Origin of the sequence: Varibaculum cambriense DSM 15806 (genome assembly GCF_000420065.1) — a bacterium.
In the GTDB taxonomy this organism is placed as follows: domain Bacteria; phylum Actinomycetota; class Actinomycetes; order Actinomycetales; family Actinomycetaceae; genus Varibaculum; species Varibaculum cambriense.
This window is the reverse complement of sequence record NZ_ATUF01000002.1, coordinates 385,787-411,767: the sequence shown is the minus strand read 5'-3', so window position 1 is coordinate 411,767 and position 25,981 is coordinate 385,787. Positions and strand designations below refer to the sequence as shown.

The 25,981-nt window shown below is 52.5% G+C and carries 24 protein-coding genes and 1 riboswitch; of the genes, 23 read left to right on the top strand and 1 reads right to left on the bottom strand.

Annotated elements, in window-relative coordinates:
• The first annotated feature begins 27 nt into the window (after positions 1–27).
• The 4 genes from sucD to F605_RS0101905 all read left to right on the top strand — a co-directional run bounded on the left by sucD (position 28) and on the right by F605_RS0101905 (position 7,565).
• Positions 28–960 (top strand): succinate--CoA ligase subunit alpha, encoded by a 933-nt coding sequence (gene sucD, locus F605_RS0101920; protein WP_022864226.1) that lies wholly within the window; start codon positions 28–30, stop codon positions 958–960.
• A gap of 267 nt (positions 961–1,227) precedes the next feature.
• Positions 1,228–3,504, top strand: coding sequence for a cell division protein PerM (locus F605_RS0101915; RefSeq protein WP_022864225.1), 2,277 nt, complete (start codon positions 1,228–1,230; stop codon positions 3,502–3,504).
• Between the two features lie 29 nt (positions 3,505–3,533).
• A riboswitch (ZMP/ZTP riboswitch) is annotated at positions 3,534–3,612 on the top strand.
• A 26-nt stretch (positions 3,613–3,638) separates the two neighbouring features.
• Positions 3,639–5,249 (top strand): bifunctional phosphoribosylaminoimidazolecarboxamide formyltransferase/IMP cyclohydrolase, encoded by a 1,611-nt coding sequence (gene purH / locus F605_RS0101910; protein WP_022864224.1) that lies wholly within the window; start codon positions 3,639–3,641, stop codon positions 5,247–5,249.
• A gap of 183 nt (positions 5,250–5,432) precedes the next feature.
• On the top strand, positions 5,433–7,565 hold the full coding sequence (locus F605_RS0101905; RefSeq protein ID WP_022864223.1) for an alpha/beta fold hydrolase: 2,133 nt from the start codon (positions 5,433–5,435) through the stop codon (positions 7,563–7,565).
• Positions 7,566–7,614: 49 nt separating this feature from the next.
• Here F605_RS0101905 and F605_RS09295 read toward each other — a convergent pair whose 3' ends face one another.
• On the bottom strand, positions 7,615–9,090 hold the full coding sequence (locus tag F605_RS09295; RefSeq protein WP_162138266.1) for a L,D-transpeptidase: 1,476 nt from the start codon (positions 9,088–9,090) through the stop codon (positions 7,615–7,617).
• A 322-nt stretch (positions 9,091–9,412) separates the two neighbouring features.
• On the opposite strand from F605_RS09295, the gene rpmE reads away from it, so the two are divergent.
• The 19 genes from rpmE (at position 9,413) to F605_RS0101805 (ending at position 25,962) form a co-directional block, all read left to right on the top strand.
• Entirely contained in the window at positions 9,413–9,631 is a 219-nt protein-coding gene (gene rpmE / locus F605_RS0101895; protein WP_024059374.1) for a 50S ribosomal protein L31, read from the top strand.
• Between the two features lie 159 nt (positions 9,632–9,790).
• Entirely contained in the window at positions 9,791–10,840 is a 1,050-nt protein-coding gene (locus F605_RS0101890) for a galactitol-1-phosphate 5-dehydrogenase (RefSeq protein WP_022864221.1), read from the top strand.
• Positions 10,841–10,845: 5 nt separating this feature from the next.
• On the top strand, positions 10,846–11,796 hold the full coding sequence (locus tag F605_RS0101885) for a sugar-binding transcriptional regulator (RefSeq protein ID WP_022864220.1): 951 nt from the start codon (positions 10,846–10,848) through the stop codon (positions 11,794–11,796).
• Positions 11,797–11,798: 2 nt separating this feature from the next.
• Positions 11,799–12,440, top strand: a complete 642-nt coding sequence (gene deoC, locus F605_RS0101880) for a deoxyribose-phosphate aldolase (protein ID WP_022864219.1) — start codon at positions 11,799–11,801, stop codon at positions 12,438–12,440.
• A 28-nt stretch (positions 12,441–12,468) separates the two neighbouring features.
• Complete coding sequence (locus F605_RS0101875) at positions 12,469–14,007, top strand: FGGY-family carbohydrate kinase (protein WP_027723504.1); 1,539 nt, start codon at positions 12,469–12,471, stop codon at positions 14,005–14,007.
• Between the two features lie 209 nt (positions 14,008–14,216).
• The gene (gene prfA, locus F605_RS0101870) at positions 14,217–15,320 is read left to right on the top strand and encodes a peptide chain release factor 1 (protein ID WP_022864217.1); all 1,104 of its coding nucleotides are present in this window, start codon (positions 14,217–14,219) and stop codon (positions 15,318–15,320) included.
• A gap of 19 nt (positions 15,321–15,339) precedes the next feature.
• Complete coding sequence (gene prmC / locus F605_RS09290) at positions 15,340–16,194, top strand: peptide chain release factor N(5)-glutamine methyltransferase (RefSeq protein ID WP_051132076.1); 855 nt, start codon at positions 15,340–15,342, stop codon at positions 16,192–16,194.
• A 76-nt stretch (positions 16,195–16,270) separates the two neighbouring features.
• Positions 16,271–16,675 (top strand): hypothetical protein, encoded by a 405-nt coding sequence (locus F605_RS0101860; protein WP_022864216.1) that lies wholly within the window; start codon positions 16,271–16,273, stop codon positions 16,673–16,675.
• A 9-nt stretch (positions 16,676–16,684) separates the two neighbouring features.
• Positions 16,685–17,308 carry an L-threonylcarbamoyladenylate synthase gene (locus tag F605_RS09285; protein ID WP_022864215.1) on the top strand — a complete coding sequence of 208 codons (624 nt, stop codon included), beginning with the start codon at positions 16,685–16,687 and terminating at the stop codon, positions 17,306–17,308.
• A 9-nt stretch (positions 17,309–17,317) separates the two neighbouring features.
• The gene (locus tag F605_RS09280; protein ID WP_022864214.1) at positions 17,318–18,463 is read left to right on the top strand and encodes a glycosyltransferase family 4 protein; all 1,146 of its coding nucleotides are present in this window, start codon (positions 17,318–17,320) and stop codon (positions 18,461–18,463) included.
• Entirely contained in the window at positions 18,460–18,978 is a 519-nt protein-coding gene (locus F605_RS0101845; protein WP_022864213.1) for a Cg1360 family ATP-synthase-associated protein, read from the top strand. The genes F605_RS09280 and F605_RS0101845 overlap by 4 nt, the downstream gene beginning before the upstream one ends.
• A 177-nt stretch (positions 18,979–19,155) precedes the next feature.
• A complete protein-coding gene (gene atpB / locus F605_RS0101840) occupies positions 19,156–19,953 on the top strand; it encodes a F0F1 ATP synthase subunit A (RefSeq protein ID WP_022864212.1) in 798 nt (265 codons plus the stop codon).
• 57 nt (positions 19,954–20,010) lie between these two features.
• A complete protein-coding gene (atpE, locus tag F605_RS0101835) occupies positions 20,011–20,214 on the top strand; it encodes an ATP synthase F0 subunit C (RefSeq protein ID WP_022864211.1) in 204 nt (67 codons plus the stop codon).
• Positions 20,215–20,237: 23 nt separating this feature from the next.
• Complete coding sequence (locus F605_RS0101830; protein ID WP_022864210.1) at positions 20,238–20,792, top strand: F0F1 ATP synthase subunit B; 555 nt, start codon at positions 20,238–20,240, stop codon at positions 20,790–20,792.
• Positions 20,792–21,622: a F0F1 ATP synthase subunit delta gene (locus F605_RS0101825; protein ID WP_022864209.1), complete on the top strand. Its 831-nt coding sequence runs from the start codon at positions 20,792–20,794 to the stop codon at positions 21,620–21,622. The genes F605_RS0101830 and F605_RS0101825 overlap by 1 nt, the downstream gene beginning before the upstream one ends.
• Before the next feature lie 28 nt (positions 21,623–21,650).
• On the top strand, positions 21,651–23,306 hold the full coding sequence (gene atpA / locus F605_RS0101820) for a F0F1 ATP synthase subunit alpha (protein ID WP_022864208.1): 1,656 nt from the start codon (positions 21,651–21,653) through the stop codon (positions 23,304–23,306).
• Positions 23,307–23,308: 2 nt separating this feature from the next.
• Positions 23,309–24,232, top strand: a complete 924-nt coding sequence (locus F605_RS0101815) for a F0F1 ATP synthase subunit gamma (protein WP_022864207.1) — start codon at positions 23,309–23,311, stop codon at positions 24,230–24,232.
• A 27-nt stretch (positions 24,233–24,259) separates the two neighbouring features.
• Positions 24,260–25,705, top strand: coding sequence for a F0F1 ATP synthase subunit beta (gene atpD / locus F605_RS0101810; RefSeq protein ID WP_022864206.1), 1,446 nt, complete (start codon positions 24,260–24,262; stop codon positions 25,703–25,705).
• Positions 25,705–25,962, top strand: coding sequence for a F0F1 ATP synthase subunit epsilon (locus F605_RS0101805; protein ID WP_022864205.1), 258 nt, complete (start codon positions 25,705–25,707; stop codon positions 25,960–25,962). The genes atpD and F605_RS0101805 overlap by 1 nt, the downstream gene beginning before the upstream one ends.
• Positions 25,963–25,981: the final 19 nt, after the last annotated feature.

The following is a 25,981-nucleotide window of genomic DNA, read 5'->3' as shown; positions in this document are numbered from 1 at the left end:
ATCGGTAAAAGAATAAGGAGAAACCAAATGTCAGTATTCCTTGATTCCTCAGCCCGGATTGTCGTACAGGGCATGACCGGTTCCGAGGGGCGCAAACACACCCGATTAATGTTAGGTGCCGGTACCAATGTGGTAGGGGGTACCAACCCCAAGAAAGCCGGGCAAACGGTCGATTTCGATATCGTCCCCCTGGGAGAGGCCGCAGAAAAGAAAGGCGTTAAAGCCGGAACGGTTTCGGTGCCGGTTTTTGGCACCGTGAAAGAAGCGATGGAAAAAGAGGGCGCGAATGTTTCGGTAGTATTCGTCCCTCCGCGTTTTGCTAAGGGCGCGGTGTTAGAAGCGGTCGAGGCGGGAATGCCGCTGATCGTAGTGATCACCGAGGGGATTCCGGTACAAGATTCCACCGAGTTCGTAAATGCCGCCCTGGAAAAGGGCTGCCGGATTATCGGTCCGAACTGCCCGGGGATCATTACGCCAGGACAGTCTAATGTGGGGATTACCCCCGCCGATATTACTGGTTCTGGGCCTATCGGATTGGTATCCAAGTCCGGTACTTTGACCTATCAAATGATGTTCGAGCTGCGCGACATTGGCTTCACCACCTGTATGGGGATCGGTGGTGACCCGGTGGTGGGCACCACCCATATCGATGCACTCGCGGCCTTTGAAAAAGATCCCGACACCAAGGTAATCGTGATGATTGGTGAAATCGGAGGCGATGCGGAAGAACGCGCCGCCGACTATATCGCCGCTAATGTTACTAAGCCGGTGATCGCGTATGTAGCAGGCTTTACTGCGCCTAAAGGTAAAACCATGGGACACGCAGGCGCTATCGTCTCCGGTTCGGCCGGGACTGCCCAAGCCAAGAAAGAAGCCTTGGAAGCCCATGGGGTAAAAGTCGGGAAGACTCCTTCCCAGACTGCCGAGCTGGCCAGGGCGGCATTTAAAGCTCTTAGCTAACTGACGGTCAACGCTAGATAGCTTGGCTGTCTGGCTGTTGGCTGACTGCTCGCTAAATTCTGGATACCTATAGATATCTCTGGGGGGGGGCGGCGCAACGCGCCGCCCCCCCCAGAGATTATTTGCTGCCAGGCCTAGCGGACCGCGGTGCGCCTAAGCGGTAAGAGAGCGAAAAAGTGGACAATAGTAGGGATGTTGCGCCGGCCTAATCTTCCCAAAAATCCTCGGCAATCTGCAGGAGCCAGGAAGCAAGTTGCGCATACCCAAATGGGGACGACCGATAAACCGGCCAGAAATATTCCGCGGGAAAGCGCAAAGCAACGCCCGGGGCCAGCTAAGCAAGTAGTTTTTAAAGGACAAAAACACCCGGCTAGCAGCGTAAAGGCAGTTGGGGGACGCGGATTGTTAGCGAAACTGCGGCTACCGCGCAAGAAAACCCTAACCGGCGGGAAAGCTACCGGAGATGCCGGCATCACCAATCCCAAAGCTGGCTCCCCCAAAGGGCGGCGCACCCTCACTGTCAGAATTCCCCGCGGAATTACCCGGATGGTGGCAGCCGCCCTCCTTAACTGCATAATTCCCTGGTTTATTTTCTTGGCCATCAGCGCGGGAGTATATTTTTCCACCTCGGCCAACCCCTGGATGGCTGACACGGTTTGGACGGATTCCTTAGCCGTAGGTTCCAGTATCTGGGCTCTCGGATTCGCGGTTCCTCTCCATGCGGGTGTCGGGCAAGCTGCCACTTTATCGGTGATTCCCCTGGGCTTGTGGATAGCTTATCTCTGGCTAGGCGGACACTTAGCACGCACTTTCGTCCTCGAAAGTAGAGCTGTACTGTGGGTTTACCCCTTGGCGCAAGCGATAGTCGCCTCCCTGGTGGGACTAGTAGTGCGCGGATCCTACAGCCTGGGGGCACTATTCTTTTGGGCGCTACTCCACGGTTTCGCCACGGTTATCTATGCTTTTTATCTCTTTGATCGCAATCAGCGTCCCGATACGGAAAAACCTTCCCGGCGGCATCCCCAAGCGCGCTTAAAGGTTGACTTCGAGGGTTTTACCAGTTGGAGCCAGCAGTTTATTCTCCGCGTGCGCAAACCGGATCATGCTTACGATCAAGATCTAGAAAACCGGCGCCTCGGTATTGACCGTGATGAACGCAGCTGGGACGGCACTAATAGCACTTGGACCGTACCCGGCTGGGTTATTTCCGGGGTGCGTGCGGGTTGGCAAATCTTCAAGCTATTTGGGATTGCAACCTTAATCCTGGTAATAGCCCAAGTGTGCACCCATTTCCCGGCAGTAAAGAATATCTATGACCTCTATGGTCTGTCCCTAGGGGCAGGGATTCTAATTTGGTTGGCACAACTGCTCTACTTGCCGACTGTGCAAACCTGGGCGCTAGCCTGGATTTTAGGGCCGGGATTTCACCAAGGAACCGGCACTATCCGTTCGCTGACTGAGGTAAAAACCGGCCCTATTCCGGCAGTCCCCATTTTGGGGGCCCTACCTACCCAGACTCCTGGGTACTGGATACCGGCAGTGATCGTGGCGCTCAGTCTGTTGTGCGGATACCTGTTTTATACTTCTATGGCGCGAGTAGATTTCTTCTCCCACGTGGCTTCTTTCCTGGTAGCTACCCTTTCGTTTACTGTTTTAACTACTTGGTTCTGCTTCTTAGCTTCTGGCTCCATCGGCGCGGAACGCATGTCCGTATGGGGGGCAGACCCGCTGACCACCGCGGCGATGGGATTCATATTGGTGTGGATCCCGATCCTGCTGGTAGCAACGGTTGTGCACCCGCGCGCTCGTGCTTACCTGGCAGATAATTTCTGCAAACTCAAGAGGGCGAGCGAGCGGGCTAGCCGGCAAGGCTTTGCAGCTGCGAAAGAAAAAGCGAAAGAAATCCAGTCCCGGAATGCCGCTAGTGCCGAATCTGCGGTGAAGGAAGATGACGCGAAATCTGGCGCCCCGGAAGCAACCGGAGCGGACGAAAAAGCGGCAGAATCAGCAGGGGACGGTAATTCATCGGAGGTGTCCCCAGCTGCAAACCAGGCGACGGAAACTGAACAAGTAGCGCAACCGTCAGAACTTCCGCTAACAGATTCGCACCCTGCCCCCGCTGGTGAAGCAAGCGGTAGCGAGGGCGAGGCGGAAAAGAAACCTAAAAATACTGCCGAAGATAGCAAAGACTCCCGCGAAACCACCGAAAAATCGCAAGCTGACCAGGCGAGTAAACCAGCCGTCCCTCCGCAGACTCCGGAAGAAAAATTTGCGCGTTCGCGGGGAGCCCTCCCGGTTAACACCGAGGAAATAAAAGATCTGGCCACTGATTGGGCAGAACGCAAAACCGATGAAGTTATCGCCAGAGAACGCCAGGAACTGGAAAAAATAAAATCTTCTGCCCAGCGGCTTCCCACAGCTGAGCTGAAGCGGCCAGCAATTAAACGCTCGATTTTTAAGCGGGGCCGTCTGCAAGTGGGCAAACCGCGCCGCGACGCTGACGACACTTCCACCCAAGCCATCGAACTTCCTGACCAAGACTAACTTTCGCCGCCGAAGCCAGCAGGGTAGACTGGCACTAACGTGACTGGCGAAAAAAGTGGATTACCACTGGGGAACGTAAAAGGACAGTCGCTCGCCTGGGCTGGACAAAGAATGCAACAAAAGGATCCCGCGTCATGAGCGAAATTAAACCCATTAAACGTGCCCTGGTAAGCGTCTACGATAAAACCGGCCTGGATAAACTGGCGAAAAGCCTGCAGGCCGCCGGGGTAGAGATTATTTCCACCGGCTCCACCGCCCACCAGATTTCCGCTGCCGGGGTAGAGGTAACTGAAGTTTCCCAGGTGACCGGGTTTCCCGAATGCCTAGACGGGCGAGTAAAAACCCTGCACCCGTTGATTCACGCCGGGATTTTGGCTAACCGGGAACTGCCTGCGCACGTTGCCCAACTAGAAGAACTGAAAGTAACCCCGATTGACCTGGTGGTTTGTAATCTTTACCCCTTCGCCGACACGGTAGCTTCGGGCGCGGGGTTTGCTGATTGCATCGAAAAAATCGATATCGGAGGCCCCTCGATGATTCGGGCGGCTGCCAAGAATCACGCCGATGTGGCAGTGATTGTCGATCCCAGTTCCTATGATGATCTAGCGGCTGCTTTGCAGCGCGGGGGCTTCACTGCCGAGGAGCGCCGCGAACTTGCAGCTAAGGCTTTTAACCACACCGCTATTTACGACACCCAGATTTCTTCCTGGTTTGCTAAGCAACTCCAGGGCGAGGACGCGGCTACCACCAGCAGCGCCCTGCCTAACCTGGAAGAGTGGAAACCCCAGCTTAAGGAACTGCACAGCTTGCGCTATGGGGAAAACCCGCATCAAGAGGCCGCGGTCTACCGCTTCACCGATGAAGAAGGCGGTCTGGCACAGGCAGAACAACTGGGTGGCAAACCCATGAGCTACAACAACTACACTGACGCCGATGCAGCTTGGCGCGCCGCCACCGACCATAGCGAGCCTTGCGTGGCAGTCATCAAACACGCTAATCCCTGCGGGATTGCAGTTGCCGAGGACGTAGCGAAGGCACATCTGCTGGCACACGGCTGTGATCCGCTGTCCGCTTATGGCGGAGTGATTGCCTGCAACCGTGAAGTTACACTGAAGATGGCGCAGCAAGTGAAACCGATTTTCACTGAGGTTATTATTGCCCCCGACTACGACGCCGAAGCGCTGGAGCTGCTGCAGACTAAGAAGAACCTGCGGATTTTGCGGATTGATGCGGATGCCCCGGTGGAATGGGAGTTCCGGCAGATTAGCGGGGGAGTGTTGGCGCAAACTCGTGACCGTCTGCAGGCCGAGGGAGATAATCCAGAAAACTGGACTTTGGCCGCGGGACCGGCAGCCGATGAAGCCACCCTGGCGGATCTGGCGTTTGCCTGGAAGACGGTGCGGGCAGTAAAGTCGAACGCTATTTTGCTGGCGAAGAATCAGGCCACCGTGGGCATCGGCATGGGGCAGGTAAATCGCGTTGATTCTTGCGCCCTGGCTGTCCAACGCGCCAACACCTTGGGGCAGGTACCGGAAGGTCAGGCTGCTCCCGAGCGGGCCCGTGGCTCAGTGGCCGCCTCTGATGCTTTCTTCCCCTTCGCTGATGGCCCCCAAACCTTGATTGAGGCGGGCGTAAAAGCCATTGTGCAGCCAGGGGGTTCGATTCGTGACGAGGAAACTATCAAGGCCTGTCAGGATGCAGGGGTAACCCTCTACCTGACCGGTACTCGCCATTTCTGGCACTAGGGCATTAATAACGGCTGGACGGCAGGTAATCTTTAAATTGAAATCCGCCAGCTAATCGCCAGATTAGAGTGACAAACGCTAAGCCTGAGCGAAAGATGTGATACTGGTACTGATAACCTGGGGACGCCGACCGGCGTCCCCAGGTTATTTTGATTTTCCAGGTGTGCAGTTAGGAGATTGCAGATGATTATCGCAGCAACAGATGGTTCCTCCCTCGGCAATCCCGGTGCCGGCGGCTGGTGTTGGTATCTGTCACCTGAGTGTTGGCGTGCCGGCGGATTTACTCTGGGAACTAATAACCAGGCAGAACTGATGGCAGTAGCCGATTTACTTACCGAAACTGCCACAGTAGCCGATGATTTATTGATTCAGGCGGACTCCCAATACGTGATCAATATTTTGACCAAATGGCGGTTCGGATGGAAGAAAAAAGGCTGGAAAACTGGGGGCGGTAAACCAGTAGCCAACCTGGAGCTGGTCAAACGCCTAGATCAGTTACTCTCTGACCCTGCTAGGAAGGGGAAGGTCAGTTTTGAATGGGTAAAAGGACATGCCGGTCATCCCCTAAATGAGCAGGCAGACTCCCATGCGCAGGCGATTGCGCGGGCATACCAGTCGGGCTCTCCCCGGGAAGCGGATTTCGGACCGGGCTGGAAATCGGGAAAGGAGAGTACCAGTGAGCGAACTTCCGATACACCAGCTGAGGACGCTGCTAAAACCGCAAAATACCGGTATCCAGAAGACCCCCGCGAAACTAGAAGTCAGCAAAACCCGGTCGCTCCCGCAGCAGCGCCAGCGCGCCCTCTTTATCCGCAATTAGAACAAAATCCTAACCCCAAAGAGTATCGCCAAGGACGTTACCTAATCCGCGAACACGTTCTGACGGTTCCTCTCTACCACTCAGAAGTGGCGCTAAAACTGTTCCCGGACTCGGCGAAAAATCCGGTAGTAAACCTGGCGCGCGGGACAGATATCCAGGAGAGCGGAGTGCAAAGCGAATTATTTGCGGTCACTTCCAGTAGTGCAGAAACCTCTGTCAAATCGCCCGGAAAACCTAAAAGCTCGGAATCCAACAACCAGTTCCTACCCCCCTGGGTAGATGCGGAAATCCGGAAAACCAATATCCAGATCTACGCCCGCGAAATCGCCTTCGACGATGATGAAAACCGACCTTACCTGATCTTTTTCCAAGGAGGTCCCGGGTGTAAAGGATCTCGCCCGGCCGATTGGTCTTCACCTTGGTTCGGTGCTGCCCTGGAAAAATATCGGATCATCATGCTTGACCAGCGGGGAACCGGACGTTCCACTCCGCTCGATAACGTTACTATTCCCGCTTTGGGTTCCCGCGCCGGAGCCTGGTTGCGGCTAATGCGCGCTGACCAGATCGTAGGGGACGCCGAAGCATTACGCCGCGCCCTCGGCATAAAAAAGTGGACCGTAATGGGGCAAAGTTTCGGCGGCTTTATTATTACCGCCTATCTGTCTCGTTTTCCCGAGGCTATCGAAAAAGCCTATATCACCGGGGGACTACCGGGACTTACCAAGGTAAACCGGATTTACGAGCAAACTTTTGCGGCCACTGCTCGGCGCTGCCAAGAGTTCTACGCCCTACCCGGCATGGAAGAGGCAGTCCGGCAAACCTGCGCGCACGTGCTAGAACATGATGAGTATCTGCCCAACGGAGAAAAACTTACCCCCAATAGGATTCGGCAGGTAGGACTAGAGCTGGGACGCAGCTACGGCCTAGAGAACTTGCGCTATCTGTTTGAGGCGCCGTTTGTACAGACCGGAGGTAAGCGCCACCTCACGCAAGAATTTTTAGGACAGGTAGGAAGCCGGGTTAGTTTTGCCCTAGATCCCCTCTACGCCCTCTTGCATGAAACTATTTATGGAAATGCGGTGCCGCAAAGCGAAGTAGAGCCGACCGCTTGGGCGGCAGATCGGATTCGCGAAAAGGCTCCTGGGTTCGCCCAAAATGGTGATCCTCTCGACTATGAGCAACCCTATTATCTAACCGGGGAACACTTTGGGCGTTGGGTATTCGCACAGGATCCGTCGCTCCAGTCCCTAGCGGAACTAGCGGATGACTTGGCGGCGGAAACCGAATGGCCGGTGCTCTATGACCCGCAGAAATTGGCGGAGAATCAGGTACCGGTACATGCGGTAGTTTACCGGGACGACATTTTCGTTCCCCGCGCCTTATCGTTAAATACCGGCAGGGTCATGGGAGCCAATATTTTAGAAAAACCAGACTGGCATCACGACGGGTTACGTGCCTCCGGAGACCTGATCATTTCCTGGCTGCTATCTAACTGAAAACCGGGGTTACCGGCAGCTGATATAAGGTAGTTCCTTAAGGCTATGCCTAACTGTGGGAAATAACCGGGGTTCCGATTGGTGCCCAATCGTAGAAATCGCGTGCCCCGCCAACCGGCATATTCACGCAACCATGCGAACCCCCCGGGCCGCCCCAACCGAAAGATCCGCGCCAGGGGGCTCCGTGCAGCGCATAACCTCCGGAAAAGAACATAGCGTAGGGGACATCCGGAGAAACGTAGCGGCTGCCGTCAGTGTTAAAGCCCCGCATGGTTTTGGAACGATATTTGCGTTCCACAGCGAAATTGCCCTTAATGGTGGGGGTAGCAGGAGCTCCGGGAACCATGGCGACCGGACCTTTGACAACGGTGGCACCCTCATATCCGGTTACGGAGTAGTTAGACAGGTTGATATCAATCCATTTTTCTCCCGGCGCAGCCATATAGGCTAGATTTTCCGCGCCATCAGCAATGGTCTTGTCTTTGACGCTAGCTTTTTCCACCTGGGTTTCGTAACTAACGGAGCTATCTTTTCCAGCTGCAAAGTTCTTACTGATCTCTTGGATAAGTTTTTCGCCGTTGCTGACCGTTACGCCATCTTTAGGTTCGGTTTCGGTTTTTAGAACTTTGCCAGCACTATTGACGAATCGTTTGCCGTCAACTTTCTTAACCTCGACTGCCTCTTTATTCTTATTCACCCATTCTCCGACAGCCTGCTGATTTGCCTCAGGTTTAGCGGTTTTACTGATAGTAGGGATCTTTACAAAGCTAACCTTTGCTTTTTGGTCAGCGGTAAAGGTTTTTTCTCCCGCAGTGATGGTGACTTTGTTTTCAGTTAGTTTAGCGGCTGCATTTGCCATTTGTTGTGCCATATCTTGGCTGGCCAGCGGTTTAACTGGGCTCACCTTTATCGAGGAATTTTGATCCTGCTGAGTTTCCATAACTTTGTTGGCTGCCGCGATCAGAGTCTGAGTATCAGCCCCGAATCCATCTTTGCCGGGAACTACTTCAAATCCGGTTCCTTCAGCATTAGCTTTGACTACCGGCTCGGTAGCAGGCTTGGAGCCGGGAATATCTTTAGAAAGATCCTGCGATAGTTTGTTGGTTACTGCCGGATCGATGTCGTGAACGATATCTACTTGGCGGGAACTAAATAGGCTGCTGACATAGCTGAAAGCGCTGTTGCGTTCCGTCGCGTTCTTCGCAGTAGCTTTCGCGTCTAACCGGTAGCCGATTTCTTGCGGGGTAAATGATTTCTCTGCAATTCCCTGGCCTGAGAAAGTTGCCTTGTAGTCGGTTTGGGCGGCTTCCAGTTGTTTCTGGATCTGGGAGCTGGTCATTCCCGATACTTTGACTTCCCCTACCGTGGTGCCCGGCAGTGCCTTTTTCCCTATCGCATAGTAGGTCACATAAATAGCGAATGCCGTTACCAGCGCCACCAGCGCGGTAACTATCACGGCAACGGTAATTTTTGCTTTCTTCGACATTGGTATCTGTGCTTCCAAAACGGCTCGATTAAATAACATCTTCATCCTAACGGCCTTTAATGACTTCCAACATGGCCAGGTTAGGTAAGTCTGCTCACAGTGCAGGTAGAGCCGGTTTTTATCCCTCTTGACCAGCAGGAATAACCTGACAAGATTCCTGCTGTTATTAGATTGTTATCAGAATTGTTATTCGGATGGTGAACATGGGGGTCGGGTAGAAGAAATAAAAGGTCACCCCCACCACATTTTGCCTGAGAACTGGCGTTAGTAACGTGCAAAGTGGCATAATCAAATCCGGTTCCGGTTCACCTTATGTAACCTGCATTTGGACCCGGCGCCCTGAGAACCTCAAGGAGAAACCATGAAGCAGGGAATTCATCCCGAATACGTCCCCACCACGGTTACTTGCACCTGTGGGAACACTTTTGAAACCCGTTCTACCATTACCTCCGGCACTATGCGGGTAGATGTGTGCTCCGCCTGCCACCCCTTCTACACCGGTAAGCAGAAGATTATGGATACCGGAGGGCGGGTTGCTCGCTTCGAAGCCCGTTACGGCAAGCGCAAGCGCGAAAAGTAAGCTTTGTATAAAGTGTGGCCGGCCAACGGGTCGGCCACACTTTATATTTTTTACTGCACCAATGGTGCAGTTTTTTCTTTTATTGCCGTATATATTCCTTAAACAACTAGCGTTTAGTTAGCAAGCAAAGAAGCTTGTTTAGACTGATAGGAGGCAGATATGGCAGTAAAAATGACTGCAGTGGTTATGTATGGGGTTGACGATATTAGGCTGGAACAGGTAGATGTTCCGAAACCTGGATCTGGGGAAGCGCTACTCAAAATTGCTGCATGCGGAGTTTGCGGATCTGATTTAGACAGAATGTACAAAAAGGGACCGCATAAACTGCCACTTATCACCGGGCACGAGTTCTCGGCGGTAGTAGAAGAAGTTGGCGAGGATGTAACTTCTGTGAAGGCTGGCGATCATGTGACGGTGCCTCCCATGCTGCCGTGCTTTAACTGCGGACCTTGTCAGCAGGGGCACTTCTCGCTGTGTGAAAACTATGATTATTACGGATCGCGCCGACACGGAGCCTACGCAGAATACGTATGCGGGCCGGCTGATTTGTTATTGAAGGTTCCCGATACTCTGGACTTGAGAGCTGCAGCTATGGTGGACCCAGCTGCTATCGCTCTGCATGCTATTCTTCGCACTAAGCTCACTGTAGGGTCAAGAGTTGCGGTAACGGGCGGGGGCGGACCCATTGGACTTTTCGCAATTCAGTGGGCACGAATCATGGGTGCTTCCCTAGTTGTATCTATTGATGTGACAAAAGAGAAAATACCGTTAGCCAAGGAAGCCGGAGCCGATGAGGCAGTTAGCGACTGGGGGGATCTGGAAGACATCGGCGGTGGATTTGACGTCATTATTGAGACTTCCGGAGCCAGAGTTGTTCCTGATCTTGCAGTATCTGTACTGGCTCGTCACGGAGAGTTAGTCTTGATTGGTATTCCTAATGCTGATATCACCATTTCGGATTCAAGCTGGGCACGTTTGATGCGTTTAGAAGCGGCAATTATGGGGTCATGGAACTCTTTCTCTGCGCCGTTCCCCGGCCATGAATGGAGAACCGCGGTAGAGAAACTTAATTCCGGAGACCTGAAATGGGAGTTTATGATTACCCACGAGCTTGGCTTGGATGCTGTAGCAGAAACTATAAAACGTATGTATAACCGGGAAATTCATAGCTCTAAAGTTATTTTCATGCCGGATAAGACTCGTCAATAGTTGATATGAAGCTTCCCAGTGAATACCGCAGAGAACAGGTCTTGGGGGCGGCCAGACTATATTTTTTAGAAAGGAAAACCACCTCCCAAGTTGCACAAGAGCTGAACTGTTCCCGGTGGACGGTGCGGCGACTACTGCAAGAAGCCTATGACGAAGGGTATGTTTCGATAGAAATCGTTGATCCCTATGTCCGGGTCAGTTCTCTTGAGAAAGAAATAACCAATCGTTTTTCGCTTTCCCGAACTATCGTAGTGCGGAATCGTTTGAATCTAGAGGATACTGTTACTGCAGTAGCCAATGAAAGTGCCAAGTACTTGGCTGGGCTTAAGCCTATGCCTCAGCTTGTGGGAGTCTCTTGGGGACGCACACTCGCTAAGGTGGCGAAAGCATTGGAATCAGGATGGGCAGTAGATCCTATGATTGTCCAACTTAATGGGGGCGTAGCTGCACTCTCTTCAGCTCAATCTGTCCAAGAAACTATTTTGAGCTTCGCACAAAAGGCAAGTGGTAAAGCTAAGGGGCTGCCTTGTCCAGCAATTGTTTCAAAAGTTTCATTGGCAAAAGATCTTCGCGAAGATCCTGGAGTAGTAAGTGTGCTCGATATTGGACGTCAGGTCGATGTGGCGATTTTTTCACTGGGAGCTTTGAGGTTCGACTCGGTACTCGTTGAATCTGGATGCATTACCCGCCAAGATGTTAGCTATTTAAGAGCAAATGGTGGCGTAGGTGATATTCTCGGCCGTTTTATTAACGGAGCCGGAGAAATAGTGAGTCCGGAGTTGGAATCGAGAACTATTGGTGTTGATTTAAAAACACTGAAAAGGATTAAAAATTCCATTGGGGTAGCCGTTGGTGAAAACAAAGCGTCAATAACCAGAGCTGCTCTAAAAGGTGGCTTTATGACCACTTTAATTACCGATGAAAAAACAGCTAAGGAAGTATTAGCAGAAAGGTAATCATGACAAAAGTATCTGCAAATATTATCGATCACACCCTGCTGGCTCCCGAAGCCACATCCGAGGATGTCAAAGAGCTAATTGAGGAAGCAGTGGAACTCGGTACTTACTCGGTATGTGTCTCACCAAGTATGTTACCTATTTCTACTCCTAAGTCTTTAAAGGTGGCTGCCGTGTGCGGTTTTCCGAGTGGTGCTCATGCAAGTGAGGTGAAAGCTCTCGAGGCAAGACTAGCGGTAGAAAATGGTGCTGACGAGATAGATATGGTTATTAACGTTGGAAAAGCTAAAGAGCATGACTGGGACTATCTTGTCTCCGATATCAAAGCAGTACGGGATGCTATTGGCGAAAACGTGGTACTTAAGGTAATCATCGAATCTGCATGTTTGACCAAGGAAGAGATTGTTAAAGCATGTCAATGCGCAGAAAAATCTGGAGCTAATTTTGTGAAAACTTCTACTGGATTTCATAAATCTGGGGGAGCATCCGTAGAAGCTGTGAAGCTAATGCGCGAGACGGTGAGTGACGAAATAGGAGTTAAAGCCTCTGGAGGCATTCGAGATCCCGAAACGGCTTCAGCAATGGTTGATGCGGGAGCCAATCGCCTGGGTTTGTCTGGTTCAAGAGCGGTTCTAAGTAAGTAAGAAATATCTATTAACAATGGGGTTAAAAATGGCTGATAAATTATTGCTGAGTATCGATGTTGGAACTGGAGGAGTACGAGTTGCTGCTGTTACTCCAGATGGCAAGATGCTTGATTCAGCATCTGTTTCAGTGGAGACTTACACTCCTAAACCCGCTCATGCTGAGCAAAATCCCCAAGACTGGTGGGATGGATTAATAACTGCTATTGAAAAGTTGCTGCTTAACTTGCCAGCTGACGCCTTCGCAGGAATTGCAGTCGATGGGACTTCTGCAACGGTAATCCCTTGCGATAGCAGTGGGAATCCTCTTCGTCCCTGCCTGCTGTGGATGGATGTTAGGGCTGCTAAACAAGCTGAAAAACTAACCAGTACCGGGGATCCTGCTCTTAAATACGCGGGAATGCAAACGGTATCTGCCGAGTGGGGTGTGCCCAAGCTTATGTGGCTGGCCGAAAATGAGCCCAATATATATAAAAAGGCAGAGGTATTCGTTGATTGTATCGACTGGATGAATTTCAAGTTAACAGGCGAGTGGGCAATGTCGATTTGCACAGCTACCTGTAAATACTTCTACGACTCAAACTGGTCAGGCTGGCCCACTAGCCTCTACGAAGAGGCGGGAATTCCCGACGCCCTAGGAAAACTACCTAGGAACGTGTTAAATATGGGCGAAGTAGTGGGTGAGCTAAGTAGCGCAGCTGCCGAAGAGCTCGGTTTGCCTGCGGGAATTCCAGTCACGATGGGAGGTATCGATGCTCATGTCGGTGCAATCGGTTTAGGGGTCGTTGACGAAGGATCCTTGGCTCTAATTACCGGTTCTTCTCACGTAATGCTGGGGCAAACAGATCAAGCTATCTATGCCAAAGGGATTTGGGGAGCATATTATGATGCTATTATTCCTGGTCTTTACACAGTTGAAGCAGGACAGATTTCTTCCGGTTCAGTAAATAATTGGTTCACCAATAGGTTTACGGTTGATGCCCATAGTTCCAGCAACGTATCCGGAGATCTTTACAAGTATTTGGATGCACAAGCTCAAAAGATTCCAATAGGCTGTGACGGTGTTGTAGCACTGGATCATTTCCAAGGAAATCGTTCTCCGTTTTCCAATCCCTATTCCCGGGGAGCGTTCACTGGGCTGACTCTTTCGCATACTGAAGCCCATTTATACCGAGCTGTTCTGGAGTCGGTTTGTTATGGAACAAAAACTATTTTTGACACATTCCGGGATAAAGGTTTCGACCCGGTAAAAGTGGTGGTTTCTGGCGGACCGACGAAATCGCGATTCTGGATGCAGATGCATGCAGATGTCACTGGGGTGCCAATGTTATTCCCGAAGAATACAGAAGGGCCGCTGATGGGTGGTGCGATATTAGCGTCAATTGGTGCCGGATTGCATGAAGATATTGGGAGCGCAGCAAAAGCTATGGTTGAGATGGCGGATGCGATTGAACCAAACTCAGATGCAACTAGCGAGTATCAGTTCTACCACCAGAGATATTTAGAAATATATGAAGCCCTAGCTCCGATAAGTGGCCGAATAGCGCGCCATATTTCCGAAAGCTAGAGTACGGCGTCAAACGGGGGTGCGGTTCAGTATGGGTAACTGCACCCCCGTTATTGGTGTAAATAGTTGCAATAGATCATTTCACTGTATTCCCATACTCTTCTAAATTTATATTTATTTTCCCAGAGATCCCGGACATCCATTTTTTGGTTCGTCCCGTAGGCAACGTAGAGTAGAAGTCAGTTCGCGAAGATTAATAAGGAGCAACTGTGGGATCGCCGATTGACGAGGAAGCCGTAAAGGCTCTAATCGCAGAAAAAACTGAACTGGAAATGAAGATGGGCGATCCGCAAGTGCAAAAGGATCAGCAAAAGGCACGTAAGATCGGTCGCCGGCACACCCAACTAGCACAGATAGCGAAAGCCTATGAGGCCTGGAAGAGTGCCGAGGGAGATTTGCAGGCCGGAAAAGAGCTAGCTAAAGAAGACCCGGACTTTGCCGCCGAGATTCCCCAGATGGAGCAGGCAGAAAGTCAGGCGCTAGATAAGTTGCGTAAAGTGTTGGCTCCCCGTGATCCCGATGATGCTCGTGACGTCATTATGGAGATTAAAGCAGGTGCGGGTGGGGACGAGTCCGCCCTCTTCGCTGGGGATTTGCTGCGCATGTATGAACGTTACGCCGAAGCCAAAGGCTGGAGCCTGCAGGTTCTGGACTCTACCGTCAATGACCTCGGGGGAATAAAAGATGCTCAGATCGCGATTAAAGCCAAAGGAAACGTGGCCCCTGAGGACGGGGTTTGGGCGCACCTCAAATATGAGGGGGGAGTGCACCGGGTGCAGCGAGTACCGGTAACCGAGTCGCAGGGGCGTATTCACACTTCTGCTGCCGGGGTGCTCGTGATGCCGGAGGTAGAAGACGCAGGGGAGATAGAGATCGACCCCAACGAGGTGCGGGTAGATGTATTCCGCTCCTCCGGACCGGGTGGACAGTCGGTTAATACCACCGATTCCGCGGTGCGGCTCACCCATATTCCCACCGGAATCGTGGTGAGTATGCAAAACGAGAAGTCACAGATCCAAAACCGCGAAGCCGCGTTCCGGGTATTACGAGCACGCTTAAAAGCAGAACAAGATGCAAAACGGGAAGCAGAGGCGGCAGAGCAGCGTCATTCCCAGGTACGTACGGTGGATCGCTCCGAACGTATCCGTACCTATAACTTCCCGGAGAATCGGATTGCTGATCACCGCACCGGTTACAAGGCTTACAACCTCGACCAAGTTCTTGATGGGCAATTGGAACCGGTGATCGACTCGGCCATCAAACTTGACGAGGAACATCGGCTAGAGCAGCTTTCCGGAAAGTCGGATAAATAGGCGCTGCGCGGATTAGCTGATGAGCGAGGCCGGTTTCTCCCGCCAACAGGCATTTAGCTGGGCGCACCAGCACTATGCGGCAGCTGACATGGAGCCGGCGCGAGAAATTATGGCTCTATATTGTGCCGCCTGTGGAGCCAACGAATTTTTGTTTGCCCCCCAGGTTTTGACTCCCGCTCAAACGCAGGTTTTCCGGGAACTTGTAGAACGGCGCTGCGCCCATGAGCCATTGCAGCACCTATTAAAAGAGATGTTTTTTGGTTCCTTCCGCTTGTTTTCTAGTCCCGATGCTTTCATTGTGCGTCCGGAAACCGAGTATCTTGTAGAACTAGCCCTGCGCCCGCAGGGGGCGCGGAAAGCAAGGTTAGCAGCGGATTTATGCGCCGGATCGGGTGCCATTGCTCTTACCCTTGCCCGCGAATTGCCTTCAGCTGAGGTTTTTATGGTGGAGATCAGCGAAAAAGCCTTGGGGGTCGCGCGGAAAAATCTGGAACGTTATCCAGATCTAGCGCAGCGTATTACCGTGAGTTGCGCAGATGTTGCCGAACCTGACCTTTGGGAAGAGCAGGTGGGCAGTTTCGATCTGATAGTTAGTAACCCGCCCTATGTGCCGCCCGGTACAATTACGCAACCAGAAGCACTAAAGGATCCCCCGCTCGCACTTTGGGGCGGGGGAGAAGACGGTCTCCATATCCCGAAGCAAACCGTGAAACAAGCATTTCGGTTGCTGAGTAAAGACGGAATTTTGGCGATGGAACATGACCCTACTCAAGGGGAAAAGCTCCGTGAATATGCTGGTGAAATCGGATTTTATCAGATGAGGACGCAAGAAGATCTCAATGGACGTCCTCGTTATTTATTGGCACGGAAGTAAAAATCGGGTCAACCTGTCTCTTAAATGATGCTAACGTTAAGGTAAAATGGCTGGAAGATAGCAAAAAGGGGCGGAAATGGTGGCTTGGTTTCGCGCGGTCGTGACAGTAACCGCCGTAGCGTTGCTACCCATATTTTTCACCGCTACCGCCTTCGCTGAGGATCCGTCCCCCCAACCAACTCTGCACTATGTGGAAGCCCCTCTTGATCGTCCCCCTAACGCTGCCTCTAAAGAAGTAACTCCTGCAGCCGGGGCGCAGCCAACCACACCGGCGCCCTCCCCGAAATCTAGTGAGCCTACCGCTACCCCTTCCGGGCAGACGGATACTCCTTCCCCGCAAATAAGTGACCCGGCTGTCCCCAGGCAGTTAGCCAAAACCGGAGGCCAGCGCGATATTTGGTTGACTGGATTTTCACTGTTCTGCATTTGGGTGGGAAGTGCAGTGGTGACCTATGGGCGTAAACAGAGCCGAAAACGCTAATATGCAAGTATGCGAACTCCGCTAAGTAAACAAGATATCGTCACTCTAAAAAGCTTGATCGCGGCCGGAAAACTACTGGTAGTTCCGACAGATACTGTCTATGGGATCGCGGCAGACCCTTTCTCAGCTTCTGCAGTAGATCGGCTGCTTACCGCTAAGGGTAGGGGGCGAGATTTTCCCTCTCCGGTGCTGGTGAGCAGTATTTCGCAAGCGGCTGCATTGGTGCCTGAAATTCCTCCTTTGGCCAGAGCGTTTATGGAGAAATTCTGGCCAGGCGCTCTGACTGTGGTGCTTCCGGCGCGAAAAGATTTACCGCTTGACCTGGGGGTAACGGGAGGAACCGTGGCGGTACGACAGCCTGATCAAAGGGATCTTTTGCAATTACTGCAGGAAAACGGGCCACTGGCAGTAACCTCAGCTAATCTGCATGGGTTACCGCCTGCGCAAACGGTGCCGCAAGCGCAAGAATATTTCGGAAATAAGGTTGCCGAATACCTCGACGCGGGACGTAGCCAGATTGGGGAACCCTCCACCATAGTTAAGGTAGAGGAAGCAGAATACTCGGTGCTGCGTAGCGGGGCAATCCCGCCCCGGCAGCTACAGCTGGTGGCCGGGCAAGCGGCGAAACAATAGGGAGAGACCGTGAAAGCCTATCTGTTACTTGGGGTAATCGCCTGCGCGATTACTTTCTTGGTGACCCCGATAGTGCGCCGGATATCCCTGGCACTTCACGTTTTGACCCCCGTAAGAGAGCGTGATGTTCACCAGGTTCCCACTCCGCGACTAGGCGGAGTAGCCATGCTTTGCGGACTAATCGGGGCGTTTTTGATTTCCCGGGAAATGCCTTATTTTTCCCAGTTTTACGCCGATCCCCAAGTATGGGCACTAATCTTTGGTTCGATTGCGATCACGTTACTAGGGGTAGTAGATGATATCTACGACTTAAACTGGTGGACAAAGCTCTCTGGCCAGGTCTTAATCGCAGCTGCGGTTGCTTGGCAGGGCATTCAAGTGGTTTCATTCCCCATCTTTGGCATGACTATACCTTCGACCAAGATGTCGATTCTGATAACCGTGCTGATCATAGTGTTTTCTACTAATGCAGTTAACTTTGTGGACGGGCTCGATGGCTTGGCTGCCGGGATCACTTTGATCGGAGCCGGAGCGTTCTTTATCTATTCTTATCTATTGATTCGCCTCACCAACGCCCAAAGTTACGCCTCTTTTGCTGCCATGATCGGAATCGTAATCGTGGGGGTTTGCCTAGGTTTCCTGGCCTCTAACTTTCATCCCGCCACTATTTTCATGGGTGACTCGGGATCGATGTTGCTGGGAATCACCATTTCCTGCATGTTTATCGTGGTCACCGGACAAATAGACCCAGTTTCCCTAGGTACCTCGCAATTCCTGCCGGCAGCGATTCCGCTGCTTTTGCCGCTGGCGGTGATGGCTCTGCCCTTTGTTGACATGATCATGGCGGTGATTCGTCGCTTGGCCAATGGCCAAAGTCCTTTCAAACCAGATCGTCTGCATCTGCATCATCGCTTACTGAAAATGGGGCATTCACATCGCCGGGCGGTGTTGGTGATGTACCTATGGGCGTTTTACTTCTCGGTACTGGCAGTTTGTCTGCTAAAGCTCGACTGGGTTGCGGAGTTAATGTTGGCGCTGCTAGGGGGGATAACCTGTCTGATTGTTACCATTTCCTACTTGCCGGGATTGCGTAGCTATTATGCGAGGGGCTTCAATTCTTATCCCCGGCACGCGCGTGAAAAGGAGGAACAATGACCGAGGACGCCGAGAGGTTCTCCGCAGAAACGCCAGGAAGTGATGATAGCGCCGCGCGCAGTGGCGCTAGCAGGCGGGAATCGCAGGGGTCGGAAGTCTGTGCAGTTTCCGATCGCTACGGGGCACGTATGGCTATTCGAAAAGGAAACCGCGTTGTCGTGGCGATATTGGCGATTATGACCCTGGTTGCCGTACCGGTGGCAGGAATATTTCGTTCTTGGCCAGGAGCATTAGGGGCACTAGCTGCCATGGTAATCATGTGGGTGGTGGCGGCAGTGGGGATCGGGGCTAACCGGCTGGTATTGCGTGATCCTCTACGCACCGGCGGCTATGTTTTTGGAGCCTATTTAGTGAAACTGGTCATAGTTATTGTGGCGGTAGCGCTACTGCGTCCTTTGCCGCAGGTGGATAGCAAAGTTATTTTTCTGGTGTTAGTAATCGCGATTTTACTAACCACCCTCGGAGAGGCGCGGGTGGTAGCAAAAACCAATAAAATTACTATCGGAAAAGTCTAGACAAGGTATAATTATAGTAAAGTCCCGTCTAGTTACCGGGGACGCAGGTCCTATGCTAAGTTATTTTAAAGATATTTGGGAGTCCGTTCCAGAGACCGAAATTAAGCGTTAAGATGGAGTCCAGATCACAGTTTTCGGCCAGATTGGCAGAAATGAAGGGAACAGATAGTGTCACTGATGCTTAGTGGGCTAACCACCCTGATACCGCAAGGCGGTTTCGAGGCACCTACCATTGACGAATTTTTTCCAGACGTAATAGCTTTTGCCGGTACCCCCTTCGAGATGAACCGCATTACCTTGGTGCGGATAGTGCTGCTAGTGGCTTTCCTGATCTGCGCAATCCTATACACGCGCCGAGCCAAAATGGTCCCCGGGGCGGCACAATCTACTATGGAATACCTGCTGGATTTTTGCCGCACCAACATTTCTGAACAAGTGATGGGTAAAGAATACGCCAAGAAATACAACGGTTTTGTGACCGCAATCTTCTTTACCGTCCTCTTTATGAATATCGGGGGAGTGATCCCCGGGCTAAATATTGCGGGTAGCGCCGTGGCCGGCATTCCGCTCCTACTGGCAATATTTGTCTGGTTTCTGTTCATCATCGCGGGAATCCGGGCACAGGGATTTGGGGGCTACTTTAAATCCTCATTATTTATCCCGAACGTTCCTAAAGTGCTCTATGTTTTGCTGACTCCCATCGAGTTTTTCTCAACCTTCATCGTTCGTCCCTTCACTTTGTTTGTCCGGCTTTTAGCTAACATGATCGCCGGACACATGCTGTTAGCGCTGACTATTTTGGCCTCCAACTATTTCCTACTTACGGCCGCCGGAGGTTTGAAGGTAATATCGCTAGTCACCTTCCTGGCCGCAATCGCGGTAACCGCTTTCGAGATTTTTGTTGCGTTCCTACAGGCCTATGTGTTTGCCGTGCTGACCGCGGTCTACGTCGAGCAGTCGGTACACGCCCATTAAAGACTTCCGCTTTCAGCGGGAAAACCCACAAATAAAGAAAAGAAAGAGAAGAAAACAATGACTGGATCAATCGCTACTATTGGATACGGCTTAGCCTGCCTCGGCCCTGGTATCGGTCTCGGTATTTTAATTGGTAAGACCCAGGAATCTATGGCTCGTCAGCCCGAACTAGGTGGCCGCCTAACCACCAATATGTTCATTGGTATCGCCTTCGTGGAGGCGCTGGCACTGATCGGTTTGGTTGCCGGCTTCCTGTTCTAATCTAATCGCAAAAGGGAAACTTGATGTTAAACATGATTCAGCAGGCCGAGGCAGGTGAACACAATATTCTGCTACCTGCGATTCCCGAGTTGGTTTGGTCTGCGATTATTATCGCGATCTTCTTCTTCGTGATTTTGAAGTACGTTTATCCCAAGTACAAAGAAATTACCGATCAGCGCGCCACCACTATTAAGGAAGGTTTGGAAAAGGCGGAGCAGGCGAAACAGGAAATCGCTGATGCTAACGCCCAATCTGAACTGGCGTTGCGACAGGCTCACGAGGAAGCAGCCCAAATCCGTTCTGACGCGCAAGAGAGCGCAAAGCGGATTGTGACGGAAGCGAAAGCCCAAGCTACCCAGGAAGCTGAACGCATTAGCGCTCAGGCGCAGCGGCAGGTAGAAGCGAACCGACAAGCGGCAGAGATTTCTCTAAAGACTGAAGTCGGGATGCTGGCTGCAGAACTAGCAGAGAATATTGTGGGCGAACAGTTGGCGGATCGGGATCTGTCTTCACGGGTAATTGACCGTTTTCTGGATCAACTGGAAACCTCCTGCGAAAAGGAAAGTGTTAGGAAATAATGCGAGCATCCAGTAGGCAAGCCCTAGAGCAGGGCAAAGCGGTTTTAGCCCAGCAAACGGGCGTAGCTGCTCACAGTTTTTACGACTGGGCAGATGACCTCTTTGTACTCTCTGACCTGGTGCAAGGCTCAACTAGGATTGCATTGGCGCTCACCGATCCGGCTCGTAACCACCAAGATCGGGCGGGATTGCTCGCCGCTTTGGCGGATAACCTGTCAGAAGTAGCGGTGACTACAGTACAGACTGCTCTTAGCGCGGCTCCCAGCTCCCAAGAACTGCCCACCGTGATTGAAAGTCTCGGTGAATACGCAGTGCAATGCGGTGCTCAAATCGAGGGTAAAGCCATCGAGATTGCGGACGAAATATTTGCTTTGGAACGATTCGTGCGCGCTAATCAGCAGGTACGTTCCGCGCTTTCGGATCGTAATCGAGACTCCAAATATCGAGTGCGCTTGCTAAAAGAACTGTTCGGCTCCAGTCTGTCACGGCCGGCAACAACTTTGGCAGTCCGCGCCGTTAGTGCAGTTAGTCGGGATGGCAAACTTGAGAATTCGGTTTCCCTAACCGGAAACTTGCGTCATATGCGTCGTGACCTGGCAGCTGCCGGAGATGCTCTGGTGGCAACGGTGCAGGTGGCGACGCCGCTTGCCGATGCTCAAGCAGAACGACTCCGGGACATCTTGTCGCGGCGCTATCAAAAAAACATTCACCTACAGGTGAGCGTAGAACCTTCGGTGCTAGGGGGCATGAAAGTTCGGGTGGGTTCCCAAATTTTCGATGGCTCTTTGGCTACCATCATTCAAGAAACAAAGCAGAAACTGGCCGGGTAGTACCGGAACGTTAGGAAAAGGCAATTTCATGGCTGAACTTCAAATCCAACCGGAGAAGATTCGTGACGCCCTCGCGGACTTCGTAAGCTCCTATGAGCCCACTCGCTCTACCGAGGACGAAATCGGGCATGTAGTGATGGCGGCTGATGGTATCGCGCAGATTGAGGGCTTGCCGGGGGCAATGGCGAATGAACTTCTCAAGTTCGCTGACGGCACCACCGGATTGGCAATGAACTTGGAAGATCGCATGATCGGCGCGATTGTACTAGGGGACTTTTCTGGTATTGAAGAGGGCCAACCGGTGCGCCGTACCGGAGAGGTGTTATCCGTTCCTGTGGGTGACGGATATCTAGGGCGCGTGGTTGATCCCATGGGGCAGCCCCTAGACGGCCTGGGCGAGATTGGGGATATCGAAGGACGCCGAGTCTTGGAGCTGCAGGCTCCCGGGGTGATGATGCGTAAATCCGTGCACGAGCCCCTGCAGACCGGTCTAAAAGCCATCGACTCTATGATTCCGATTGGGCGCGGTCAGCGGCAGCTGATCATTGGGGATCGCCAGACCGGTAAGACTGCGATTGCGATTGACGCCGTACTTAACCAGCGCGAGAACTGGGAAAGTGGTGATCCCAACAAGCAGGTGCGCTGCATTTACGTGGCGGTTGGTCAAAAAGGTTCTACCATCGCCAGCGTACGCGGCCAGTTAGAGGCCGCCGGAGCCATGGAATACACCACCATCGTGGCAGCTCCCGCTTCCGATTCTGCCGGCTTCAAATATCTGGCACCCTACACCGGTTCGGCTATCGGTCAGCACTGGATGTACCAGGGTAAGCACGTCCTCATCATTTTTGACGATCTGTCCAAGCAGGCAGAAGCCTACCGTAGCGTTTCTCTATTGCTGCGTCGCCCGCCGGGGCGCGAAGCCTACCCCGGTGATGTTTTCTACCTGCACTCGCGGCTGCTAGAGCGCTGCGCCAAGCTTTCGGATGAGCTGGGCGGAGGCTCGATGACCGGCTTGCCTTTGATTGAAACCAAAGACAATGACGTGTCGGCCTATATTCCCACCAACGTCATTTCGATTACTGATGGCCAGATTTTCTTGCAGTCGGATCTGTTCAACTCGAACCAGCGTCCGGCGGTGGACGTGGGGATTTCAGTTTCTCGTGTAGGCGGCGATGCGCAGGTCAAAGCGATGAAGAAAGTCTCTGGTACTTTGAAGATTACTTTGGCACAGTACCGCGATATGCAGGCTTTCGCGATGTTCGCTTCCGATTTGGATGCCACCACCAAGCGGCAGCTAACTCGGGGTGCGCGGCTGATGGAATTGCTGCGTCAGCCGCAGGCAACTCCCTATGAGGTTGAGGATCAGGTTTGCTCGATTTGGGCAGGAACCAGCGGATATCTGGACGATATTGAGGTTTCTGATGTGCACCGCTTCGAGTCGGAGATGCTGGCTTATCTGCATGCGAACTCGGATGTACCCGCCAAGATCAAAGAAACTGGGCAGTTCGATTCCAATACGGAGCAAGCCTTAAAAGCGGCGGTCGAAAAATTCCGTAGCGGTTTCGTTTCTTCCCAGGGAGTTCTCGAATCGGAAGTTAATATTCCAGAAGAAGTTTCCGAAGCTGAGCACGATAGCGAAAAACTGGTGGTAGATCGCCACAACAAGAAAGATAAAAAGGATTAACCTTGAGCGGAAAGCAGCGGATATATAAGCAGAAGATCAAGGCCACGCAGACGCTGGGCAAGGTCTTTCATGCTATGGAGCTGATCGCGGCCTCGCGGATCGGGAAGGCTCGCGAAGCTGCCACTCAGTCCACGCCCTTCGATACGGCAATCACGCAGGCTTTGGCGGCTTTAGCGATACACTCTTCCTTTGATCATCCGATCACCAGGGAGCGGCTGGATACCGATCGGGTAGCAGTCATGTGTGTTACCTCCGATCGTGGTTTAGCGGGAGCTTATTCGGCCTCTATTTTGCGGGAAACCGAAAAACTGGTGGATCAGCTAAAAGAACAGGGTAAAGAGCCGGTGCTTTACGCCTATGGGCGCAAGGCCGAAAGTTACTTTCGCTTCCGCGGAGTTCCGGTGGAACAGTCCTGGAGTGGTAACTCGGATTCTCCCACCATCGAGCAATCTTACGAGATCGCCGATGTCCTTACCGACGCTTTCTTGGCAGATGTGATTCACCAGGGAGTCTGTGAGGTATACCTGGTATTCACCCGTTACGTGAACATGGTCAAACAGGTTCCGATAGTGCGCAAAATGTTGCCACTGGAGGTCATCTCGGAAGAAGAAGCGGAAGAGATGGATATCAACCTGGATGAGCCGCAGAGCAAGGTACCCCCGCTATACGAGTTCGAGCCCAGCCCAGAGGCCGTTCTAGACCAGATCTTGCCCATGTATGTGCGTTCGCGGATTCGCTCGGCGCTGCTGCAAGCAGCTGCCAGTGAGCTCGCCAGCAGGCAAACCGCAATGCACACTGCAAGCGATAACGCCCAGGACATGATTGAGCGTTACACTCGCCTGGCTAATAACGCACGTCAGGCAGAAATTACTACTGAAATAACGGAGATCGTCGGCGGGGCAGAAGCTTTGGCCGCCGGTCGCTAGAGGAAACAAAGGAATAAGGAGACTCTAATGAGTGATACCGAACGGACTACGGGCGTGGGACGGGTTTCCCAGGTGATCGGCTCGATCGTGGATGTGGAGTTCCCACCGGATCATCTGCCGGAAATGTACAACGCGCTGGAGACGATGATCCAGATTGAGGGGGAAGCCGCTCCGCATAAGCTCACCTTGGAGGTAGCGCAGTTCCTAGGGGACGACGTGGTGCGCTGCCTAGCGCTTAAGCCCACTGATGGGTTGGTGCGCGGACAAGAGGTAACCGATACGGGAGCTCCCATTTCGGTTCCGGTAGGCGATGTTACCAAGGGACACGTATTTAACGTGACCGGCGACTGCCTCAACCTGGAAGAGGGCGAGACCCTCGATATTAAAGAACGTTGGCCGATTCACCGCGATCCGCCCTCGTTCGATCAGCTGGAATCTAAGACCCAGATGTTCGAAACCGGAATTAAGGTTATCGATCTGCTCACTCCCTATGTACTGGGCGGAAAGATTGGCCTCTTCGGTGGGGCAGGCGTAGGCAAGACCGTGTTGATTCAGGAAATGATTCAGCGTGTAGCCCAAGATCACGGCGGCGTGTCCGTCTTCGCGGGCGTGGGTGAGCGTACTCGTGAGGGTAACGACCTCATCCATGAAATGGATGAAGCGGGAGTCTTTGATAAGACCGCACTGGTCTTCGGACAGATGGATGAGCCTCCGGGGACGCGTCTGCGCATTCCATTAACCGGTCTGACCATGGCGGAATACTTCCGGGATGTGCAGCATCAGGATGTGTTGCTGTTTATCGACAATATTTTCCGTTTCACCCAGGCCGGCTCCGAGGTATCCACCCTGCTCGGGCACATGCCTTCGGCAGTGGGGTATCAGCCGAACCTGGCTGATGAAATGGGTCTCCTACAGGAGCGGATTACTTCGGTGGCGGGACACTCGATTACCTCGCTGCAGGCGATTTACGTGCCTGCTGACGACTACACCGACCCGGCTCCGGCAACTACCTTCGCACACCTGGACGCCACTACCGAGCTATCGCGTGACATAGCTTCCCGTGGTCTCTACCCGGCGGTTGACCCCTTGTCTTCGACTTCGCGGATTTTGGATCCCACCTATGTGGGTAAAGAACACTATGAGGTAGCCACTAAGGTGAAGTCGATTCTGCAAAAGAACAAAGAACTGCAAGATATTATCGCGATCCTAGGCATGGATGAGCTCTCTGAAGAGGACAAGCTCACCGTCAACCGGGCGCGCCGGATCCAGCAGTTCCTGTCGCAGAACACCTATATGGCAGAGAAATTCACCGGGGTCGAAGGCTCCACGGTTCCGCTGGCGGAAACCATCGAGGCGTTTAAGCGCATCTGTGAAGGCACCTACGATCACATTCCGGAGCAGGCGTTCTTCAATATTGGTGGGATCGAGGATCTCGAGCGCAACTGGGCGAAGCTACAAAAGGAAGCGGCGTAATGAGTTCGCTTTCGGTTAAAGTAGTTACCCGCTCTGGGGAGCTGTTTAGTGGGCAGGCGGGATTCGTCTCCCTGCCCACTACCGAAGGCTCGCTGGGGATTTTGCCTGGTCACCTCCCTTTTTTGGGTACTATTACCGCGGGAAAAGTTAAAGTCGGGATGAAAGAGAACGACCCGGATGCCCGGGTTTTTGAAGTAGTTCCGGGATTTGTTTCCGTTGACGAGGATAAGGTAACCATCGTCGTTGATGGGTTGTAAACCGAAAAAGATTTGGTTT

Bases quoted from the DNA above. Each gene is read 5' to 3' on its own strand.
- atpA (WP_022864208.1), top strand. From the start codon at position 21,651: ATGGCTGAACTTCAAATCCAACCGGAGAAGATTCGTGACGCCCTCGCG.
- prmC (WP_051132076.1), top strand. From the start codon at position 15,340: ATGAGCGAGGCCGGTTTCTCCCGCCAACAGGCATTTAGCTGGGCGCAC.
- F605_RS0101825 (WP_022864209.1), top strand. From the start codon at position 20,792: ATGCGAGCATCCAGTAGGCAAGCCCTAGAGCAGGGCAAAGCGGTTTTA.
- F605_RS0101875 (WP_027723504.1), top strand. From the start codon at position 12,469: ATGGCTGATAAATTATTGCTGAGTATCGATGTTGGAACTGGAGGAGTA.
- F605_RS0101905 (WP_022864223.1), top strand. From the start codon at position 5,433: ATGATTATCGCAGCAACAGATGGTTCCTCCCTCGGCAATCCCGGTGCC.
- F605_RS0101830 (WP_022864210.1), top strand. From the start codon at position 20,238: ATGTTAAACATGATTCAGCAGGCCGAGGCAGGTGAACACAATATTCTG.
- F605_RS0101885 (WP_022864220.1), top strand. From the start codon at position 10,846: ATGAAGCTTCCCAGTGAATACCGCAGAGAACAGGTCTTGGGGGCGGCC.
- atpE (WP_022864211.1), top strand. From the start codon at position 20,011: ATGACTGGATCAATCGCTACTATTGGATACGGCTTAGCCTGCCTCGGC.
- deoC (WP_022864219.1), top strand. From the start codon at position 11,799: ATGACAAAAGTATCTGCAAATATTATCGATCACACCCTGCTGGCTCCC.
- F605_RS0101915 (WP_022864225.1), top strand. From the start codon at position 1,228: ATGGGGACGACCGATAAACCGGCCAGAAATATTCCGCGGGAAAGCGCA.
- atpB (WP_022864212.1), top strand. From the start codon at position 19,156: ATGCTTAGTGGGCTAACCACCCTGATACCGCAAGGCGGTTTCGAGGCA.
- sucD (WP_022864226.1), top strand. From the start codon at position 28: ATGTCAGTATTCCTTGATTCCTCAGCCCGGATTGTCGTACAGGGCATG.
- F605_RS0101860 (WP_022864216.1), top strand. From the start codon at position 16,271: ATGGTGGCTTGGTTTCGCGCGGTCGTGACAGTAACCGCCGTAGCGTTG.
- rpmE (WP_024059374.1), top strand. From the start codon at position 9,413: ATGAAGCAGGGAATTCATCCCGAATACGTCCCCACCACGGTTACTTGC.
- atpD (WP_022864206.1), top strand. From the start codon at position 24,260: ATGAGTGATACCGAACGGACTACGGGCGTGGGACGGGTTTCCCAGGTG.
- F605_RS0101890 (WP_022864221.1), top strand. From the start codon at position 9,791: ATGGCAGTAAAAATGACTGCAGTGGTTATGTATGGGGTTGACGATATT.
- purH (WP_022864224.1), top strand. From the start codon at position 3,639: ATGAGCGAAATTAAACCCATTAAACGTGCCCTGGTAAGCGTCTACGAT.
- F605_RS09295 (WP_162138266.1), bottom strand. From the start codon at position 9,090: ATGTTATTTAATCGAGCCGTTTTGGAAGCACAGATACCAATGTCGAAG.
- F605_RS0101845 (WP_022864213.1), top strand. From the start codon at position 18,460: ATGACCGAGGACGCCGAGAGGTTCTCCGCAGAAACGCCAGGAAGTGAT.
- F605_RS0101805 (WP_022864205.1), top strand. From the start codon at position 25,705: ATGAGTTCGCTTTCGGTTAAAGTAGTTACCCGCTCTGGGGAGCTGTTT.
- F605_RS09285 (WP_022864215.1), top strand. From the start codon at position 16,685: ATGCGAACTCCGCTAAGTAAACAAGATATCGTCACTCTAAAAAGCTTG.